Here is an 18,560-nt window from a genome sequence, read left to right as displayed (position 1 = left end):
CTCAGATCGCACTCCACAGGCAGTCGTAGATATCCTCGATCAGCTTGTCGCCCTCGCTCAGAAACAGTTCGACGACTTGAAGATCGTGAGGGGATTTGTACTCCGCAGGCTTTAAATTCCAATCAATCAAAGGAACGCCTTCTCCGCGTGACGGGTAGTCATTCCCACAAATGAGCACTAGATTGGTTCTTGGGATCGGTGTCGGGTGGTCGAGCAGCAAGGCCTGGTCGATCGAGTAGATCGCTGCTGCAAAGCCATCGGGGTCGCGCTCCTTGAGCAGTTTTTGAAGCTGGCGCATGCCGTGGGGCAGGTTCTTGTCGCGCTCGTTGAATTGATGCCAGATCCCCTTGCCAGAGTGAACCCTTTTTCCCTTCCCGTCGTCGACCTTCGGCCCTAACAACAATGACTCCACGACAGACCCACTCAGTACCTTTCGCCACTTCGCCTCTCCGGCGAGGTATCGCTCCACTTTTCCTTCTGCATCCAACGCTATGGCCAAAAAATCAGATCCGTGACGCCCCATGACTTCCCTCGTCAACGATGGATCCCTAGCCAATGCGAACAGATAGCTTTTCACGTCCTCGTGGTTGCGAAACAGGAAGATCGGAATTTGCCATTTGTGGTCACCGACGTATGCGTAGTGCTGAGTGACCATTCCCGCCATGACTTCTCCAAATAGCCCTCGGCGGGTCTTGGAAGGGAGGCAGTTGGGATAGATCGCATGCGCGCCAGAGGCGCCCGCATCTGGATGAAGATCAATGCCAATCTCTTCGTGAAAACGCTCTCTCGCGTCAAGGTGCGCCGATTCAAAGTACGGCCTGAACGTCTCGATTAGCGCAGCATCGCTCGCACCTAGCTGCTCCAGGAGCAAGTGCCCGTAGTTGCCCGCCGTCGAAGGATATTGCTGCAGCCATTTGTCGAGGGTGTCTCCGGGAACTTCGCACGTGTGCATGGGGTTTCGTCTCCAAATCGGCGCTTGGGCCCAACCGAAGGCTCTCAGCACCCGGATGGTAACTGAGTGTAATCACGTGCTAGTTGGGCAAATCCGATCAGGCTGATTCCAGCCGCTCGCGCGCAGCGAGCAATGCGTGCGGCGGTACCGGTTCGTGCAGCCGTGAGCAATCAGCGGTCTGATCCATCAGTATGCTCGCGCTCACCGGTGATCTTCTAACGCGGTACCGGGCACGATCTTCTCGCTCAGATCAGAGGAACTCGATCAGCAGCTGGTAGCCCACCATCTACGTGCCTAGAAATCGAACTCACGGTTGGGCCCTTGGGCCACATCGCCCCATATCCTGTTCGGCAGTTCATGGCGGCTGAAGAACACCAAGTGGTAAAGCGGCCGATTTCCTTCGTCGCGCACCAGAGGCATCCGCCGACTGATAGAAAAACCAAGGCCACGTACCAGACCACACCAGTAGTCAAAGAATGCCTCGTCGGCATCCCCGCGCACAAACGCGAGAGGATCAACATGCTGCCGCCAGCCGGGCGCAGCATCATCGAAGCGCGCACGCTCGGGGTTGTATTCCATCAGGACGTTGCGTCGAAGATCCATGGTGCTGAAATGAACAGCAAAATCGACATACTTCAGCTTCGCCAGCTTTTCGATCACCTTGAACGAAAGGTACTGGAGGTTGTAGGGATCCAGATACGCGAGGCAGAGCGCGCCCTTTGGAATCGTCCCGAGCACTTGATCCACCGTGGATTCGGCGGCACCCGGGAAAGCAGTGGCCGGCGCCCCCATGGCCCGCAATCGCTCTGCACAGGCCGATGCCCGAGCGGCATCCAGATCACCGACGAGGCAAGAGGTGAAAGCAATATCGTCGCGCAGAGAATGCTGCCATGCGACCTGAGCACCCCCGGGGCGCGTCATCGTCTCGCCTTTGACCTGAATACGGCCAGGGCCACAGAACAGATCGACGTACACACGCTGCTTGAACTTCTCCCTCGCGCGGCGCGTACCCTCCACGTACTTGGCGAGGAAGGTGTGCTTCATCTCGGGAACCCAGCTGCCAACACCATCGCCGGCACGACCATGTTCCACCGGAAGATGCGGCAACGGATCAGCATCGTGCGCGAGACGAAAACTCATTTCCCTAGCCCTACCGGAGAACTAAACAGAGAAGTTTGCCGGTTTCGTTCGATCCAATCCGTATCCCGCATGTATCGCGCAAGCCGCCGAACCGTTCCGTCCTCGGAGCGAATGACGATGTCTCTCTCACCAGACAACCGTTCCAGCGCGTCCTTGTACATGAGCGAGGTACCTGGGGACGTATTGCAGGTCGAGGCATAAAGCTCGCCAATCTGCACAGGCTGTCCTCGCCTAAAAATATTCTCAGCCAAGTGCTGTGGCAAAACGCCGGCGGACAGGCTCTGCGCCACGTCGTCGAACACGAATCCTCCTTTGAACTTCTGACGGAAGCCCATCATGTGGGTCGCAAGCATCTCAAGGCCTGCACCACCGTAGTGGATGGAATCGTTCTGGTGTTCCCAGTGCACCTGCTTCATCACATCTTGCGCACGTGGATGCCGCGAAAGATGGACAAGCCAGTACTCGCCTTGACCACTCCCCTCTCCGCGAATGAAGAATGGTGTGAAGTATTCAGCTCCGCAATCCTTCACCAAGGCATGATACAGAGCGGCTTGAATGAAGCGTCGCCAATCCGCCGAGTCCTCTTCCTTGATTTGCTCGATCGTTCGACCTCCCAGCGCTGAGCGGATGTCGATGGCCAGCTTTCCAGAGACCTTGTCCGTGAACTCATCGTTGGTGTAGGTGGCAAAAGCGGAGACATGAAACGTCAGGACCACCTCACTCTTCGGTGATTCAGCAAATATCTTTTGAATCAACGGTGCAGGCACATCGCTGTACCCATACTGATCAAGAAAGAAGAGCGCCGTGTGTGCTCGGGGGGTATGAGCCTCGATCAACCGAAACACGGCTGGCGATGCTGAGACAAAGTCGTCATGAATAACGTGAATGGATTGGCCAATTTGTGCACCGTACCCTCTGTCACGCAAGACCTGTTTCAGGTGCGACAAGGCCCGAGCATCCTTGTCGATGAAGATGTACCGCACATCTAGATCAATGGGCTTTGTTCTCTCGGCGTTGACCCGAACACTGGCCTCCCGGACCGCATCCAGCATACGCAACGGAGAACCAAGGATTTCCGTACCCATCCCTTTGAGCGTGTAGAGACCGCCCCCACAGAACCCATCCACCAGCGTGATACGCAGGCGCTCTCGTCCCCGCGCGTTGAGCGTGCGCTGTTCGAAATACCGAATCAGGTATCCAACCAGCACTTCATGCTTCGTCACACTATGCGGATCGATCTCCGCCGGTCCGTTCCTCCAATCGTAGTGACTCTGTGCCAAAAGCAAGCCTTTCTGCGGTGCTGGAAGGGATCAAGGTTACACGGTGTTTCCCGTGCTTGGAAACTGATCCCAATGGCGGCCACCCAAAGAACGGCCAGCCTTGCCTTTTCCGACAGCGGCGAGTTTGACCTCTGAGCCATCGCGTCTGACGATGTGGATCGGGGTACGGCCTGTCACGGCGTCAGCGGCTTGCTCAATGGGTGCCCAGTGCCCCCATTGCTTGAAATGGAAGGCGACGCCGGCCGCATTGCATTGTTTGCGAAGATCTTCTGGCCATTGCGGATCCATGGGACGCGAACCCGGGCCAGACTCACCGCCAGCAATCACCCAATCCACGCGCGTGCCGCCCTCCCCTACCTTCAACCACTGGCGCAGATCCAGTGGCCCAAGCAGAGGCTCGCACGACAGGAACCGGACTGCCGGCGTATCGAACTCAAGAAGGTACTTCAGCCGTTTGCCTGCGGCATCCTGGTTTTCGACGGTCGCACCCAACCAAACGTTGGAAGGCAGCTCATAGCCTTTTGGCAATTGCTTGCGCACCAGGTGGATTCGCTTGGTCAGGAGCAGCCAATCAAGATGAGGCGTTGCCGCGATGAGGTCCAAGAGACGGAGCCGATGCGGAACCAAATCCTTGCGGTTCTCGAAGACATCCGCCATGGAAGCACAAAACACACGCCGCCTGGTCTTGCTCTCCTTGGCCTCCCGGTCCCACTTCAGGGGCTCCTTCCAATGGGCATCGCCAAAAAAACGTCGCTCCGACTTGGCGCCCCAAACGTCTTCACCGAGACGCTTCGCCCAAGTCTCGGCATAGCAATGGTCACACGCATCGGACACGCGCACGCAACCCCACCATGGATTGAAGGTGTGGTGCGTCCACTCGATACGGGTGTCTTTTCCCATTGGTCACTCTCTTGGTGCATTGTAACAATGCACTGTTTTTTTGTACAGTATAGACATGCTGTCATGGGAAAGCACGGAACCCACAAGTTGGTGCGTCAAGTCCTCGACCTTCACATGACACCAATGTGTTGATGGATCCTGTCCACCAGCACCTCGAATTCCGGCTGCCCCTGGTAGTACAGCGCGGCTGTCTTGCGGTATTCCTGAGCAAAGCGCTGGCGCTGCTCGGCGTCGGCCAGCACAAAAGCAGGATTGCGGGCAATGGCCTGTTCGTCGCCGGTGCGGAACCGCTGCGCCTTGCGCGTCTGGTAAGCGGGCGTCCTCATGAAGGCCTGAACCTCCTCCAGCCCTAGCAGACAGTACACGTCGTAGTAGTGCCGCAGGAAGTTGGCGGGGAACACCTGTGTTTCGTCCAGTCGGCGGTACTTGGTGGAGATCGTCTGCAGCTTCTCGACGAAGGTGTGCGTGGGGGCATAGCACGGTACGCCCACAGCACGGTTGGCGCCCACGGCCACTCCGCGCTCCGTAGCCACATCCAGCGCCCACGACGAGATCGTGACTGGCCGATTCGGGGCGGTGTCATCGAACCCGAGTTCCAGCAGGATGCCATCCTTGACACCAGCCAGCGTGGGAACACGCGATGCGTAGATCAAGCGAATGCCGGCACTGCGCATCTTGTCGTCGTCGAACTGCGTATCACGCTCTACGATGTCGATACCCGGGATGTGGATCCGTGCTGCCAGCGCGTCGTAGTACGCACGCCGTGATTCAACATGTGCAGGCTTGTCCTGATTGCGTCCCGTCTTCACGTCCATGCCGTCGGGCGGTTCAATGCGGATGTCGATGTCTTCGGAAAAGCGGTGGATGACACCGAACCCCTTCGACAAGGACGTGCCACCCTTCAGCTCGAACTGAAAGCCCTGCGCTTGAAGGCCCCACAGGCAATGCATGATCCAGTAGTCCTTCTCGACCAGCACGGGATCAAGGCTGCGCTCGTCTGCGACCACTGCCAGCAACTGATCGAAGTCCCGTCGTTCGTGCAGGAACTCAGCCACCCGCCCACTCCCGCAGGCGCTTGCGAGTGGCCACGCTGCCAAAGCTGTCGGCTGCGCGCTGCAGACGGCTGGGATCGAATGAAAGAAGTTTGCTGCGCGCCTGACGCAAGACCGCATCACGGTCTTCCGCCAGTTCGTCCAGGTTGTTCAGCAGGTCCACGTATAGGAACTCCGGCGTCAGCTTCCTGGGGAAGCGCGGCTTCATCCGGAAGTCGAACTGCCGGTTGCCGAGTTTGAAGACGCCGTGGCGCTTGTGGTTGTAGACCAGCGTGTGGTTGTAAAGCTGGGTTGTACCCAGACCCACAGCGTTGTAAGCCGAGGGAGAGAACACCAGGAAATCCTTGTCGCGCAGGAACCCGCCCACAACCTGCTCATCGGCCGGTGGCAGCGGACCAAAGCTGGACTGTTTCGGTGCGTGGTACAGGCCTTGGGCCAGCTTCTTCAGCTTTCCGGTAGCCACCAGTTCACGCAGATGCCGATCCACCGCAGTGGACAGGCGTGCGAGATCCTCCCGGCGGTAAACGCGCCCAGCTTGAAGCTCGCCTGCGAGGTGCGCGGCAGCGCCTCGCAAAGAGGCTGCAGGAGATTGGACAGCGGTAAGCATGGCTAATTTCTCATTGAAATTTCATGCATTTTAGCGCTTTTCGGTAGCTTGCCTCCTCGTGCTCCTGAATCCCCTATCCCGCGCCATGAATGCCTCGAGCATGTGCGGCACCAGCACCGCGGCATCGACCCGCTCGCCGTAGGTCTGCGCATGCAGCGACGCATAGCGGTCCAACGTCGCCTTCAACTCCGCCGACAATATGACGGTGAGCTTGACCGGCTCGCTCTTTGGGAGTGGTCCGAGGCGCAGCTTGGCCGTGCTCATTGCGAAGCTCCTTGCTGAAAGAACAGCGGCTGGTACGGCCGCAGGATAAGGTCCTTGCTCACCATCACCCGCACCGGAAACCCCGGTCGGATCATCAGCGTCGGCTGAATGCTCGCATTGCGCTTGGTGATTTCCTGACCCACCTCGTTCACCGTGTCCTGCGCCCCCCCGCGCACGGCGATCACGAGGCGGTTGCCGTCCTGGTCCGTCCGGTTCTGCGGTGCCGCCAGCTCGGCCCCCACGCCGAGCAGCGTCGACAGCGCCGCGCCGGCCAGGATGCGGTCCCAATGCCAGTCGACGCCGTCCTCCAGCCCGGCATAGCCGGCCGGATCAATCCCCGGCAACCGGTCCAGCGCCATCGACGACGTGTCCGGCAGGATCAGCCGCGTCCACACCAACAGCACACGCCGCTGCCCGAACGCCACCTGGCTGTCGTAGCGCCCGATCAGCCTCGAGCCCTGCGGGATCAGCAGATAGCGCCCCGTGGCCGTGTCGTAGACCGCCTCGGTCACAGTGGCGCTCACCTGCCCCGGCAGGTCGGAGTTGATGCCCGTCACCAGCGCCGCCGGGATGATAGTGCCCGCCATCACCTGGTACGGCGAAGCCGGGAACTGCAGACTGCCCGGATTGCGCGTGCCCGTGTCTCCGGCGTTCGCCAGAAACGCTTCCTTGCGGTCCTGGCGGTTCTGTGCCGCCACAGGGTCGGCCGGCGAAGCCACGGCTGGGCTCATCGCGCCCATGGCATTGAGCGGCTGCTGACCCGCCGTCATCCCGGATGGATCGACGCCAATTGCGGGCATATCCCTCTCGACGACCATCCCCCGCTTCGCAGCGGCACCATCGCCGCTGCGCCGAAAGAACACCGAGGACCGCGCCGCCTCCTCGGCCGCCAACCGCTCGGCCTGCGCCGGATCGACGCCTTGCCCCACCCTCGCCTCCATCGGCTGCTGCGCCTTCGCCATGGCCGACCCGAGATCTCCCGGCAGCGGCGGCCCCAGCACCGGTGGCGCCGGCTTCGGCGCCGGCGGCATCCCGGCATAGTCCTTCGGCAACTGGTCCAGCCCATCGGCCCGGGCCACGCGGTCCACGTTGTACAGCTCGGCGGCCGGATTGCGCTCGCGCTTCTGCGACTGCAGCGACCACATCGTGCCACCCAGCACAGCTGCGGCCAGGGTGCCGGCGCCGACCGCCAGCATGCGGCGGTTGAGCCGCACGACCGGCCTCGGCTGCGCGCGCAGGGCTACCGTCTCCGGCGCGACCTTGGGCGGGGTCTGGGCCGATTGGGGCGGCAAGCTGTCTTCCACACTCATGACCCATCGCTCCGTGCACCCTGTACGCTGCCGATCGCGCCATCCGTGCGCTCGATACGCACCACCTCGGCCTTGCCGTCCTTGAAGCCGCCCAGCCGCAGCTCCGCCGCGCCGAACAGCCGGTCCACCACGTAGTACGGCGAGCGGAATCGATAGTTCACGAGCTGCCCTTCGCCCTGCGGCCCGATCACGAACAGCGGCGGCAGCTCGCCCTGCGCGATGCCGCCGGGAAACTGGATGTAGACCTTCTGCCCGTCGTCGAAGGCGCGCAGCGGCTTCCACGAAGGCGCATCGCCGCTGATCGCATAGCGGAACCGGATCTGTTCCACCGACAGGCCCGCATCCACCGGCGCCGCGGCCTGCGCCTCCCTCGCCTGCTTCTGTAGTGCCAGCATCCGATCCTTCGGATAGTCCCACGACACCGACGCCATCCAGGCCTGCGGCGTCGAGGACAGTTCCAGCAGGTAAGTGCGCTGGTTCGTGGTGATGACCAGGTTAGTCTTCAGGCCCACGCGCGTGGGTTTCACGAGCACGTGGACTCGCTGGTTTGCACCGCTGCCGCTGACCGTGTCGCCCACGATCCAGCGCACCGTGTCGCCCGCCGAGACCGCCACCAGTTCCTCGCCCTCCTGCAGCGCGACGACGGTCACGCGACCCGGACTGGTGTAGACCTGATACAGCGCGCCGTCCGTATACGGCCAGACCTGGATCGCGTTGACGTAGCCCTCGCGCGTCGGCGCGACGCGGGCCTCCTCGTTGGCCCGCGACACCCGGACTTTCTCGTCAGCGGGTTCCGGCGCCGGCTTGGCTTCCGACTCGCTCGGCAGCGCCTTCATCTGCCCGGGCAGCGGCAAGGGCCTTGGCACCTCGACCACCTCGACGGGCGGCGTCGGTTCCGGCACCGGCTGCGCGGCGGCGGCCACCGGCTCGTCCAGCGAGATTGCCGGCGGCGGCTTGCCCTGTGTGGCACAGCCGGATGCGCCCATGAAAGCGGCCGCCACCGCGACCCGCAGGATCGGCGCAAATGCGCAGTTACGGAAATCCGTCTTCATGGCTTGGTTCCTTTCACTGTGTCCGTCGCATCGAGCTCGCGGCTCCAGGACAGACCGTTGACGTAGATGCCCAGCGGGTTCCTGCGCAGCCGTTCCTCGGTGCGCGGCGCCTGCAGCACAATCGCGAGCACCGCAGTCCAGCGCTCCAGCCCGGCCGCTTCGCCGTTGACATAGCGCCGCTCCGTCCAGCGCACCTGGAATGACGAATCGCTCGCGCGCACCACGCTGTTGATCTGCACCGCCACCGAGCTCTCACCGATGCGCGAGAACGGATCGTTGGCGCGCGCGTAGTCGTTCAGCGTCGCAGCGCCACGATCGGTCGTGTATTCGTAGGCCTCGAGCCAGTTCTGCCGCACCACGATCGGATCGATCGAGAGCGAGCGCACGTCGGTGATGAAGCGCGCCAGGTGGTGCGCGATCTGCGCGTCGCTGGGCTTGTAGGGCGTGGCGGCTTCACCGACCGCGCGTACCTGGCCAGCGTTGTCGACCTCGACGACGTAGGGCGTCACGATGGACTGCGCCGAGCGCCAGACCAGCCCACCGGCCATCAACAGGGCCAGCGAGAGACAGCCGAAGGCCATCAAGCGCCAGCTCTTCGCCTGCACGCGCGCGCTGCCGATGCGCTGGTCCCAGACCTGCGTCGCAGCTTGATAAGGGGTGACGGGCTCGGGCGTGTCCGAGTACCGCACCAGGGGTCGCTTGAATCGCATCGATGGATCTCCAAAAAAAAGCCGGATCAGGCGCTGGAGTCGTCGCGCAGGCTCGGGCCCGTGCCGCTGCCGCCGTGGTCGCCCGAGCGCAGGACATGCGCCGTCGTGGAGGCCGCATGGCTCAGTTGCTGCTTGCGGCGCATCTGCCGGGCCCATGCCGGTTCGGGGGTTGGTCCGCCGGCCTCGCCCGCACCGGCAGATGCCGAATTCCCCGCAGTCGCAGGCGCAGCGGCATCGGCCACGAAGCTCGCCACGCGGTCCTTCACGGCCCTGGCGCTTGACGCGACGCGCTGGCCGACGGCGCCGGCACCGGTTTTCGCGAGATGGGCGAGGCCGGCACCGGCCGCGCGCACACCGCCACCGCTGGATGTCGCGGCGCCCGCCAGGTAGGCCGACTTCGCACCGCTCGCCAGGCCGCTGGCCGAGTGCGCAGCCGCCGCGCCGCCGCCGATGGCGGCCCGTGCTGCACCTGGCGCCATGCGCGTGCCCGCGGCCACGGCGGAACCTGCAGTTGCCACGGCCGCGCCGCCGGCGACGACCAGGCCCGCCGCCCCCAGGGCCGTACCGGCCGCCGTGCCGGCGCCGAGCTGCGGCGCGCCGGACACAAGTCCCGTCGCGATCCCCGGTCCGAAGATCCCCAGGCCCAGCATCGCGAGCGCCGCCAGCATGACCGTCAGTGCATGGTCGATGGACGGCTCGGCCCCGGACGGCGTACGGAACTCCGCAAAGAGGCCGGTGCCGATCCCCACGATCACGGCCAGCACCAGCACCTTGATGCCCGAGGACACCACGTTGCCCAGCACCTTCTCGGCCAGGAAAGCGGTCTTGTTCCACAGCGCGAAGGGCACCAGCACGAAGCCCGCCAGCGTCGTCAGCTTGAACTCGATCAGGGTGACGAAGAGTTGCACTGCGAGCACGAAGAAGCTCACGATCAGCACCAGCCAGGCCAGGAACAGCACGGCGATGGTGTCCAGATGGGCGAAGGTTTCGGGGAAGCCCGTCATCTCGCCGATCTGCTCCATGATCGGCCGGCCCGCCTCGATGCCGACTTGCGCGAGCCGGCCGGGCTGCAGGAACTGCGCCTGCGTCAGACCGGAGCCCGACGCCACCAGGCCGAGCCCCGCGAAAGAGCGGAACAGGACGCCGGCCAGCTGGTTGAAGTGGCCGATGATGAAAGCGAACGCCCCCACATAGAGCACCTTGCGGATCAGCCGCGCGATCACGTCGTCGCCCTGCCCCGTCGCGTGGCTCATGGCCCAGAACAGCCCGGCCAGCGTCATGTCGATCACGACCAGCGTGGCCGTGAGGAACGCCACCTCGCCGTGCAGCAGCCCGAACCCCGAATCGATGTAGCGCGAGAAGACGTCGAGGAAGCGATCGATGACAGCGACATCGTCCATCGCGTCAGTCCTTGGCGCCCGCGCCGATCGGCGATGAGGCGGGAGCGGCCGGCGGCGGGACCGGGTCGCTCGCGTACGGCGACTGGCCGCCACTCACGAAGCGCTGCCGCGTGGCCTCGGCCACCGCCTGGCATTGCGCATCGCCCATCCGGGCGTGGTCGGCCTTGCACTGCGCGCGCAGATCCTTCAGCCGCTCGGGATTCGCGACCAGGGCTTCGACGGACTCGATCGCGGGCCGGGAAGGCTCGGGCTTGCCACAGCCGGCGAGCAACAGGACGGCGACGGCCGTAGTGATAAGGAGCAGGTTCTTCATTGACGTCCCCTCAGCTGCCATAGAAATTCACGCTGTAGGGCGTGTACGGCGTGCCGCTGCCCATGAAACGCCGGCGCACCTCGCGCGCGCGCTCCTGCACCGCCACCTGCCGCGCCTGCTCCAACGCCGCGGCGCGGTCCTGCGTGATCTGCAGCTGCTGCGCCTGGATCGCCTGGCGCGACTGCAGCGCCAGCAGCTGGTTGGTCGCCTGCATCGCCTGCAAGGCGCCCGTAGCGGACTGGCTGCGATTCACGAGATCGGTCAGCGCCCGTTCGTCGGAAGCGAAGTTCTGCATCGCCTGCGACTGCACCTGCGTCGCGGTGCGCAGCGCTTCCAGCGAGTTGCGCCAGCGCTGCCGCGCATCGCCGGCCATCTGCGCACCGGACATCGCCGCCGAAAAGGACTCGGGATACAGCCGCTTGAACTCGTCCTCCATGCGCGAAACGTTGAACGCCAGCCCCTGCGCCTGCTGGATCAGCTGGTTCGTCGCTGCCAGCGTCGACTTGAGCTCGGACAGCGCACTGAAGTCCAGGCCCTGAAGGTTTCTCGCCTGGTTCCGCAGCATCTGCGCCTCGTTCTGCAGCTGCTCGACCTGGTTGTTGATCTGCTCCAGCGCGCGGGCCGCCGTCAGCATGTTCTGGATGAAATTGGACGCATCGAACACGGTGTCGCCGACACCGAAGATGGCATGCGCCGGCGGGGCCACACCGAAAGCGATCGCGCTGACCGCCACCAGCGCGGCGATCCGAGGCTTGAGGGAAGACTGGAGGTTCATGGCATTGGCTCCTGCGGGGTTGAGGAAAGAGATGGGGATGCAGATGGAAACGAAGGAATGAGGTCGGCCGCCCAGCCGAGCCCGCGGTGCCGCAGCCAGGTGGCCGCGAAGACCGAGGGCATCCGTGCGAACGGCGAGGCCCCGACCGAGGCCAGCACGCGGTCGAGCTCACGCTGGTCCTCGGGCGAAGCCGCGCCGGCGAAGGCCAGCGCCACCGGCCCGAGCCCGAGCTCGAAGACCCGGTTGCCCAGGCGCGATTGGTAGTAGTAGTCGCGCTTGGGCTGCGACGTGGCGACGATCTCGACCTGCCGGCGGTTGAGCCCGAAGCCCTCGTAGATCACGCGGATCTGCGGCTCCGTGGCCTGCGGGTTCGGCAGGAAGATCCGGCTCGCGCAGCTCTCCACGATCGCCGGCGCGATGCTGGAGTTCTGAATGTCGGCCAGGCTCTGCGTGGCGAAAATGACCGAGACGTTTTTCTTGCGCAGCGTCTTGAGCCACTGGCGGATGCGCGCGGCGAACACCGGGGCGTCCAGGAACAGCCAGGCCTCGTCGAGGATCAGCAGCGTCGGGGCGCCGTCGAAGCGTTCGTCGAAGCGCGCGAACAGGTAGCCCAGCACGGCCAGCACGGCCGCCTTGCTGTGCATCAGCTCCTCCATCTCGAAACACTGGATGGAGGATGCCCCCAGCCGGTCCCGGTCCGCGTCAAGCAGCCGCCCGTGCGCACCGCCGAGCACGTAGGGCGCCAGCGCCTGGCGCAGGGCATTCGACTGCAGCAGCACCGCGAGCCCCGTCATCGTGCGCTGCTCGGGCGGCGCGGTGGCGAGACTGGCCAGTGCCGACCACACCATCTCCCGCTCGGCCGGTCCGACCTCGAGGCCCTCCTGCCGGAGCCGGCCTTCCACCCACTCTGCCGCCCAGGCGCGGTAGCCGTCCTGGTCGATGCGCGCGAGCGGCTGGAAGGCGATCTCGCCATCCGTACCGAGGTCGTAATGCTCACCGCCCAGCCCCAGGATCGTGGCGCGCAAAGAGCGCCCCATGTCGAAGGCCAGGATGCGCGAGCCGGCATAGCGGCGAAACTGCAGCGCCAGCGTGGCGAGCAGCACCGACTTGCCCATGCCGGTCGGCCCGACCACGAGCGTGTGCCCGACGTCCCCGATGTGCGTGACCAGCCGGAACGGTGTGGCGCCATCGGTTCGCGTGACGATCAGCGGCGGGCCATCGAGATGCGCATTGCGCTCGGGGCCCGCCCAGACGGCCGACACCGGCATCATGTGCGCGAGGTTCAAGGTCGAGACAAGGGGCTGTCGCACGTTCGCGTAGGCATGCCCCGGGATCGACGACAGCCAGGCCTCGACCGCATTGAGGGTCTCGGGGATCGTGACGAAGCCGCGGCCCTGGATCGCGCGCTCGACCGCGCGCAGTTTCTCGTCGGCAACGGTGGCGTCGGCATCGAGCACGGTCACGGTGGCCGTCACATAGCCGAAGGCCACCTGGTCGCTCCCGAGTTCCTGCAGCGCCGCGTCCGCATCCCCCGCCTTGTTCGAGGCATCCGAATCGACCAGCGCGCTCTCCTGCTGGAAGATGGTCTCGCGCAGCAGCGCCACAATGCTCTTGCGCTTGGCGAACCACTGGCGGCGCAGGCGCACGAGCTCCTTCTCGGCCTCGGCCTTGTCCAGGCACAGGAAGCGCGTGCTCCAGCGGTAGGCGAAGCCCAGGTGGTTCAGGTCGTCGAGCAGCCCCGGCCAGGTCGCGGTCGGAAATCCGCGCACCGACAGCACGCGCAGATGCAGGCGCCCGAGCATCGGCCCCAGCCCGCCTGTCAGCGGCTCGTCGGCCAACAGCGCATCGAGGTGCATCGGCACCTCGGGCACCGCGACCGCATGCCGGCGCGTGGAGACGCAGCTGTGCAAATGGGTCAGCGTCTGCGCATCATTGAGCCACTCGATCTCGGGCATCACGCCTTCGAGCAGGCCGAGGAAGCGCTCGGTCTCGGAGACGAAGGTCTCCAGCCGCCCCTTCCAATCCGACCCGTCCGATGCCCCCGATCCATTCTGGACGTCTGTTCCTGCGCGCTCATAGAGCAGCCCCGCGGCGCGCGCCTTCGACTCCTCGGGCGGCAGATACAGCAAGGTCAAGTGGTAGCGGCTCTCGAAGTGGCTGGCGTCCTCCTCGAAGGCGGCGCGGCGCTCCTCGTCGACCAGCCAGGACAGCGCCTCGGGGAACGACGACTCGGGATAGCCGGCCGCCTCGCACCGCTCGGCCTCCACGAACAGCGCCCAGCCCGAGCCGAGCCGGCGCAGCGCGTTGTTCAACCGCGCCGAGGTGGCGACGAGTTCGCCCTGCGTGGCACTGTCCAGGTCTGGCCCGCGGAACCGTGCCGTCCGTTGAAATGAGCCATCCTTATTGAGCACGACTCCAGGGGCGACCAGCCCGGCCCAGGGCAGCCAATCGGCCAGCAGCGCCGGGCGTTTGCGGTATTCGGCGAGGTTCAGCATGGCGTCTCCCCTCCCCGCATCACGCATCCAGCAGCTGACGCTGCTTGATGTGCCGCGCGAAGACCTGCATGAACTGCGGGTCCAGGCGCGCGCCCCAGATCGCCAGTGCGTGGCTGACGACCCAGAGCGCAACACCCGGTAGCCAGAGCTGCAGCCCGAGACCGACCGCGGCGGCCAGCGTGCCATTGGCGATCGCCACGGTGCGCGGCGCGCCGCCCAGCAGGATCGGCTCGGTGAGGGACCGGTGCAGCGGAATCTCGAAGCCGGGCAAGGAAGCGGCTTGCGTATTCATTGCAGCGTCTCCGGGCCAAGCGACGTCCGGCCAGTTCGCGGAACACCGCGGAACCGGCTTTGCCGGGCCGCTGGTGTTGCCCCCGGGCGGGGGTTGGCGGACCGACACGAAGTGCGGGGAGACTGGGGGCGAGCGTCAGTCATCCCAGCACCGCCCCGCCCGAGAAGCTGAAGAAGGTCAGGAAGAAGCTGGACGCGGCGAACGCGATCGACAGGCCGAACACGATCTGGATCAGTCGGCGGAAGCCCCCCGATGTGTCGCCGAAGGCCAGCGTCAGTCCGGTCACGATGATGATGATGACCGCGACGATCTTCGCCACGGGTCCCTGGATCGAATCGAGGATCGACTGCAAAGGCGCCTCCCAGGGCATGTTCGAGCCTGCCGCCTGCGCGGGCAGCGCGACAGCTAGCAAGAGCGTTATCGCCACAGCCGCGTGCAGAAGCGGCTTTGCGGAAAGACGTGAAATCGTCATGACGGTTCTCCAGAAGACGACGGGGTTGGGGCAGGACGAAATGAAGAGAGCAGCGGAAAACCAGGTACCGCCGAGATATCGAGCTGGTAGCCCTCGCTGTCGTGGCCGACGACGCGCGCGATCTCGCGCACCCGCCGGGCGCGGCCGCGCCCGGCGATGAAGACGATGACGTGGACCGCCTCGGCTATCAGCGCGCGCGGGACGGTCATCGAGACTTCCTGCACCAGTTGCTCCAGCCGCATGAGCGCGCCCAACGCGGAGCCGGCGTGCACGGTGGCAATGCCGCCCGGATGTCCGGTGCCCCAGGCCTTGAGCAGGTCCAGCGCCTCGGCGCCGCGCACCTCGCCCACCACGATGCGGTCGGGCCGCAGCCGCAGGGTGGCGCGCACGAGGTCGGCCATCGTGGTCACGCCCGGCTCGGTGCGTAGGCTCACGTGGTCGTCGGAGCGGCACTGCAGCTCCACCGTGTCCTCGAGGATCAGCACCCGGTCGCGGGTCTCGGCAATTTCGTCGAGCAGCGCGTTCGCTAAGGTGGTCTTGCCCGTACTGGTGCCGCCGGCGACCACGATGTTCAGGCGCTCGCGCACCGCCTGCCGCAGGAACGCGGCCTGGTCCCCCGTCAGGATCCCGTCGGCCACGTATTGCGCCAGGCTCATGATGCGCAGCGCCCGCTTGCGGATCGCGAACGAGGGCGCACGCACCACCGGCGGCAGCACGCCCAGGAAACGCTCGCCGGTCTCGGGCAGTTCGGCCGAGAGGATCGGCGTACCGGCATGCACCTCGGCGCGCACGTGCGCCGCGACGAGGCGGATGATGCGTTCGGCCACAGGCGGCGGCAGCGCCGGGCCGGTCGGCGCGCGGCCGGAACCGAGCCGATCCACCCACAGCGAGCCATCGGGGTTGAGCAGCACCTCGACGACTTCCGGGTCCGCCAGCGCCGCCGCGATCTCCGGCCCCATCGCCGTACGCAGCATGCGGATTCGCCGGGCCACCGGGTTGTCCGCGGCGCCTGGCGACAACCCGGAAGAACGATCAGACGGCTGGACCATCAGCGGCCTCCTCCGGTTCATCCTGCCCTGCGTGCGTTGGCGCCGCCTCAGGCTCGATCTCCTCATGGACTTCCCTCACCAGGCTGCGCCCGCGCTGCAGGTGCCGGCCGAGTTGCTCGATGAACTGGGCGAAACGGGCCCGCCCCTGCGCCCGTGCGACGTCCTGCTGGCCTTCGGGCACTGGGATAGAGACGCTGAGGAAGTAGCGGACATAGAGCGCCACCGTCTCGATCAGGATGTTCTGGTCACGCTCCAGCCGGTCGAACTGGCGCGAAAGCCGATCCAGGCGCTTAGCGATCGCCGCCTCGCGCTGGTCGCCGCCATCGGGCGACAGGAACGAAGCCAGCGCAGCCGCGATCACGGCCGACTTCGACACACCCTTGTGCACTGCCAGCCGATCCAGGCGTTTGGCGTGCTCCGGCTCGATGAAGATATTGAGACGAGCTCGGCTCATAGCGCTATCCCGTCATCAGGGTCCAGCGCCGCGAGGCGCGCAGTCCGCGTGAGCTGACGGTCCACATCGCGCGGACGCAGCGGCACGTCGTCCTCGTCATCGAGCACCAGCAGCCCGTCGTCCTCCGGCAGCGTCAGCGTGTCGCGCGTGAGCTCCAGTTCGGGCTTGAGCTGGTGGCCGCCCTCGTCGGCGAAGCCACCCGCATCGGCTGACGACAAAGGCTCGAGCGCGGTCACCGGCGCTAGCCCGCTCCAGTCGTCCGGCCGTGTCGCAGGACGATCCGCGTAAAAGCCGTCAGCCAGTGCCGGTGGTGGCAGCACACGCCGTGTGAAGTTGCAGTCCTGGTAGTAGCGCAGCTTCCTGGCCTTGATCGGCGGATGGCCCGAGACCATCACCACCGCCTCGTCGGGAGGCAACTGCATCACCTCGCCCGGCGTGAGCAGCGGCCGCGCCGTCTCCTGGCGCGAGACCATCAGATGGCCCAGCCACGGCGCGAGCCGGTGCCCGGCGTAGTTGCGTTGCGCACGCAATTCGGTGGCCGTCCCCAGCGCCTCCGAGATGCGCTTGGCCGTGCGCTCGTCGTTGGTGGCGAACGCGACGCGCACATGGCAGTTGTCGAGGATCGAGTGATTCGAGCCATAGGCCTTGTCGATCTGATTGAGAGACTGCGCGATCAGGAAGCCGCGAAGGTCGTAGCCCGCCATGAACGCCAGTGCCGACTCGAAAAAGTCCAGCCGGCCCAGCGCCGGGAACTCGTCGAGCATCAGCAGCAGCTTGTGGAGGCGCGCGATGCCGTCGGAGCCGTCGAGCGATTCGGTGAGGCGCCGGCCAATCTGGTTGAGGATGAGGCGGATCAGCGGCTTGGTGCGGCTGATGTCCGAGGGTGGAACGACCAGGTACAGCGAAACCGGGTGCTTCGCCGAGATCAGGTCGGCGATGCGCCAATCGCACCTCGAAGTAACTTCGGCGACAGTGGGATCGCGGTACAGCCCCAGGAAGGACATGGCCGTGGACAGCACCCCGGAGCGCTCGTTGTCGCTCTTGTTCAGCACTTCGCGGGCGGCCGAGGCGACAACCGGATGGACTGCATCGCCCAGGTGCCGCGTTGTCATCATGCGACGCAGCGTGACCTCGAAGGGACAGGCCGGATCGGACAAAAAGTTGGCGACGCCGCGCAGCGTCTTGTCCTCGCCGGCATAGAGCACGTGCAGGATGGCGCCGACCAGGAGCGCGTGACTGGTCTTCTCCCAGTGGTTGCGCCGCTCCAGCGCGCCCTCGGGATCGACCAGGATGTCCGCGATGTTCTGCACGTCGCGCACCTCGTGGGCCCCGCGCCGCACTTCGAGAAGCGGGTTGTAGGCGGCCGAGCGCGCATCGGTCGGGTTGAACAGCAGGCAGTGCGAGAAGCGCGCGCGCCAGCCAGCCGTGAGATTCCAGTTCTCACCCTTGATGTCGTGGATCACGGCCGATCCGGGCCAGGACAGCAGCGTCGGCACGACCAGTCCGATGCCCTTGCCGGACCGCGTGGGCGCGAAGGCCATCACATGTTCAGGACCGTCATGACGCAAATAGGCGCCGCTCTTGTCCGAAGTCCTGCCGAGGAACACACCTGCCGACCTCGTCAGGCCGGACTTGGCGACCTCCTCGCACTCAGCCCAGCGGGCAGAACCATAGGTCGTGACGCGCTTGGCAAGACGTGAACGCCATACTGCCATGCCGATAGCGGCACCTACGGCGAACATACCGCTCGTTGCGGCGATTGCCCCACCTTGCAGGAACACGTGCGGCGCGTAGGCGTCGTAGAAGTACCACCACTCGAAGATCTTCCAGGGTTCATAGACAGGGACGCTGCCCAGACCAAACCATGCAGACCCCAGTCGCGGCTGATAGCCAAGTACAGCTGCCGTCCACTGCGTGGCCGTCCAAACGCCGCCCACGGCAACGCCTGTGACGACAGCAATCTGGCCAAGCAGGATCCCAGTGTGAGCGCTCAATGCTCTGTCCCTTGTCGCGTCGAATCGAGATGCCATGCCTGTCTGCTTC

19 protein-coding genes are annotated in these 18,560 nt (G+C 65.1%); all 19 read right to left on the bottom strand.

Going from position 1 to position 18,560, the window contains the following annotated elements; translation table 11 throughout:
• Position 1: 1 nt before the first annotated feature.
• The 19 genes from RZE77_RS10030 to RZE77_RS09940 all read right to left on the bottom strand — a co-directional run bounded on the left by RZE77_RS10030 (position 2) and on the right by RZE77_RS09940 (position 18,511).
• Positions 2-952, bottom strand: a complete 951-nt coding sequence (locus RZE77_RS10030) for a hypothetical protein (protein WP_319441686.1) — start codon at positions 950-952, stop codon at positions 2-4.
• A 294-nt stretch (positions 953-1,246) separates the two neighbouring features.
• Positions 1,247-2,092, bottom strand: a complete 846-nt coding sequence (locus tag RZE77_RS10025; RefSeq protein ID WP_319441685.1) for a three-Cys-motif partner protein TcmP — start codon at positions 2,090-2,092, stop codon at positions 1,247-1,249.
• A complete protein-coding gene (locus RZE77_RS10020; RefSeq protein ID WP_319442333.1) occupies positions 2,089-3,372 on the bottom strand; it encodes a three-Cys-motif partner protein TcmP in 1,284 nt (427 codons plus the stop codon). Before RZE77_RS10020 ends, RZE77_RS10025 begins: the two co-directional genes overlap by 4 nt.
• 36 nt (positions 3,373-3,408) lie before the next feature.
• On the bottom strand, positions 3,409-4,272 hold the full coding sequence (locus tag RZE77_RS10015) for a DUF5131 family protein (protein ID WP_209535104.1): 864 nt from the start codon (positions 4,270-4,272) through the stop codon (positions 3,409-3,411).
• 110 nt (positions 4,273-4,382) lie between these two features.
• Positions 4,383-5,327, bottom strand: coding sequence for a nucleotidyl transferase AbiEii/AbiGii toxin family protein (locus tag RZE77_RS10010; RefSeq protein ID WP_319441684.1), 945 nt, complete (start codon positions 5,325-5,327; stop codon positions 4,383-4,385).
• Entirely contained in the window at positions 5,320-5,931 is a 612-nt protein-coding gene (locus tag RZE77_RS10005; RefSeq protein WP_319441683.1) for a hypothetical protein, read from the bottom strand. The genes RZE77_RS10010 and RZE77_RS10005 overlap by 8 nt, the downstream gene beginning before the upstream one ends.
• A gap of 30 nt (positions 5,932-5,961) precedes the next feature.
• The gene (locus RZE77_RS10000) at positions 5,962-6,195 is read right to left on the bottom strand and encodes a DUF2274 domain-containing protein (RefSeq protein ID WP_319441682.1); all 234 of its coding nucleotides are present in this window, start codon (positions 6,193-6,195) and stop codon (positions 5,962-5,964) included.
• Entirely contained in the window at positions 6,192-7,505 is a 1,314-nt protein-coding gene (locus tag RZE77_RS09995) for a TraB/TrbI/VirB10 family type IV secretion system protein (protein ID WP_319441681.1), read from the bottom strand. Before RZE77_RS09995 ends, RZE77_RS10000 begins: the two co-directional genes overlap by 4 nt.
• Positions 7,502-8,557, bottom strand: coding sequence for a P-type conjugative transfer protein TrbG (gene trbG / locus RZE77_RS09990; protein WP_405547333.1), 1,056 nt, complete (start codon positions 8,555-8,557; stop codon positions 7,502-7,504). Before trbG ends, RZE77_RS09995 begins: the two co-directional genes overlap by 4 nt.
• Positions 8,554-9,267 carry a conjugal transfer protein TrbF gene (gene trbF, locus RZE77_RS09985; protein WP_319441680.1) on the bottom strand — a complete coding sequence of 238 codons (714 nt, stop codon included), beginning with the start codon at positions 9,265-9,267 and terminating at the stop codon, positions 8,554-8,556. Before trbF ends, trbG begins: the two co-directional genes overlap by 4 nt.
• Before the next feature lie 26 nt (positions 9,268-9,293).
• Entirely contained in the window at positions 9,294-10,667 is a 1,374-nt protein-coding gene (gene trbL / locus RZE77_RS09980; protein ID WP_319441679.1) for a P-type conjugative transfer protein TrbL, read from the bottom strand.
• A 4-nt stretch (positions 10,668-10,671) separates the two neighbouring features.
• Positions 10,672-10,980, bottom strand: a complete 309-nt coding sequence (locus RZE77_RS09975) for an EexN family lipoprotein (protein WP_319441678.1) — start codon at positions 10,978-10,980, stop codon at positions 10,672-10,674.
• A gap of 10 nt (positions 10,981-10,990) precedes the next feature.
• Complete coding sequence (gene trbJ, locus RZE77_RS09970) at positions 10,991-11,755, bottom strand: P-type conjugative transfer protein TrbJ (protein WP_319441677.1); 765 nt, start codon at positions 11,753-11,755, stop codon at positions 10,991-10,993.
• Positions 11,752-14,250, bottom strand: a complete 2,499-nt coding sequence (gene trbE, locus RZE77_RS09965; protein WP_319441676.1) for a conjugal transfer protein TrbE — start codon at positions 14,248-14,250, stop codon at positions 11,752-11,754. The genes trbJ and trbE overlap by 4 nt, the downstream gene beginning before the upstream one ends.
• A gap of 19 nt (positions 14,251-14,269) precedes the next feature.
• Entirely contained in the window at positions 14,270-14,542 is a 273-nt protein-coding gene (locus tag RZE77_RS09960) for a VirB3 family type IV secretion system protein (RefSeq protein ID WP_319441675.1), read from the bottom strand.
• Positions 14,543-14,681: 139 nt separating this feature from the next.
• A complete protein-coding gene (locus RZE77_RS09955; RefSeq protein ID WP_319441674.1) occupies positions 14,682-15,014 on the bottom strand; it encodes a TrbC/VirB2 family type IV secretion system protein in 333 nt (110 codons plus the stop codon).
• Positions 15,011-15,988: a P-type conjugative transfer ATPase TrbB gene (gene trbB, locus RZE77_RS09950; protein WP_130423042.1), complete on the bottom strand. Its 978-nt coding sequence runs from the start codon at positions 15,986-15,988 to the stop codon at positions 15,011-15,013. The genes RZE77_RS09955 and trbB overlap by 4 nt, the downstream gene beginning before the upstream one ends.
• Before the next feature lie 58 nt (positions 15,989-16,046).
• On the bottom strand, positions 16,047-16,517 hold the full coding sequence (locus RZE77_RS09945) for a CopG family transcriptional regulator (RefSeq protein WP_319441673.1): 471 nt from the start codon (positions 16,515-16,517) through the stop codon (positions 16,047-16,049).
• Complete coding sequence (locus tag RZE77_RS09940) at positions 16,514-18,511, bottom strand: conjugal transfer protein TraG (protein WP_405547329.1); 1,998 nt, start codon at positions 18,509-18,511, stop codon at positions 16,514-16,516. The genes RZE77_RS09945 and RZE77_RS09940 overlap by 4 nt, the downstream gene beginning before the upstream one ends.
• Positions 18,512-18,560 lie beyond the last annotated feature (49 nt).

It is taken from the genome of Variovorax sp. SPNA7 (assembly GCF_033807855.1).
Classification (GTDB): domain Bacteria; phylum Pseudomonadota; class Gammaproteobacteria; order Burkholderiales; family Burkholderiaceae_C; genus Variovorax; species Variovorax beijingensis.
This window is presented reverse-complemented; position numbering and strand designations above follow the sequence as displayed.

Bases quoted from the DNA above. Each gene is read 5' to 3' on its own strand.
- RZE77_RS09955 (WP_319441674.1), bottom strand. From the start codon at position 15,014: ATGACGATTTCACGTCTTTCCGCAAAGCCGCTTCTGCACGCGGCTGTG.
- RZE77_RS09960 (WP_319441675.1), bottom strand. From the start codon at position 14,542: ATGAATACGCAAGCCGCTTCCTTGCCCGGCTTCGAGATTCCGCTGCAC.
- RZE77_RS10015 (WP_209535104.1), bottom strand. From the start codon at position 4,272: ATGGGAAAAGACACCCGTATCGAGTGGACGCACCACACCTTCAATCCA.
- trbJ (WP_319441677.1), bottom strand. From the start codon at position 11,755: ATGAACCTCCAGTCTTCCCTCAAGCCTCGGATCGCCGCGCTGGTGGCG.
- trbG (WP_405547333.1), bottom strand. From the start codon at position 8,557: ATGAAGACGGATTTCCGTAACTGCGCATTTGCGCCGATCCTGCGGGTC.
- trbL (WP_319441679.1), bottom strand. From the start codon at position 10,667: ATGGACGATGTCGCTGTCATCGATCGCTTCCTCGACGTCTTCTCGCGC.
- RZE77_RS10005 (WP_319441683.1), bottom strand. From the start codon at position 5,931: ATGCTTACCGCTGTCCAATCTCCTGCAGCCTCTTTGCGAGGCGCTGCC.
- RZE77_RS09975 (WP_319441678.1), bottom strand. From the start codon at position 10,980: ATGAAGAACCTGCTCCTTATCACTACGGCCGTCGCCGTCCTGTTGCTC.
- RZE77_RS10030 (WP_319441686.1), bottom strand. From the start codon at position 952: ATGCACACGTGCGAAGTTCCCGGAGACACCCTCGACAAATGGCTGCAG.
- trbB (WP_130423042.1), bottom strand. From the start codon at position 15,988: ATGCTGCGTACGGCGATGGGGCCGGAGATCGCGGCGGCGCTGGCGGAC.
- RZE77_RS10000 (WP_319441682.1), bottom strand. From the start codon at position 6,195: ATGAGCACGGCCAAGCTGCGCCTCGGACCACTCCCAAAGAGCGAGCCG.
- RZE77_RS09995 (WP_319441681.1), bottom strand. From the start codon at position 7,505: ATGAGTGTGGAAGACAGCTTGCCGCCCCAATCGGCCCAGACCCCGCCC.
- trbF (WP_319441680.1), bottom strand. From the start codon at position 9,267: ATGCGATTCAAGCGACCCCTGGTGCGGTACTCGGACACGCCCGAGCCC.
- trbE (WP_319441676.1), bottom strand. From the start codon at position 14,250: ATGCTGAACCTCGCCGAATACCGCAAACGCCCGGCGCTGCTGGCCGAT.
- RZE77_RS09945 (WP_319441673.1), bottom strand. From the start codon at position 16,517: ATGAGCCGAGCTCGTCTCAATATCTTCATCGAGCCGGAGCACGCCAAA.
- RZE77_RS10025 (WP_319441685.1), bottom strand. From the start codon at position 2,092: ATGAGTTTTCGTCTCGCGCACGATGCTGATCCGTTGCCGCATCTTCCG.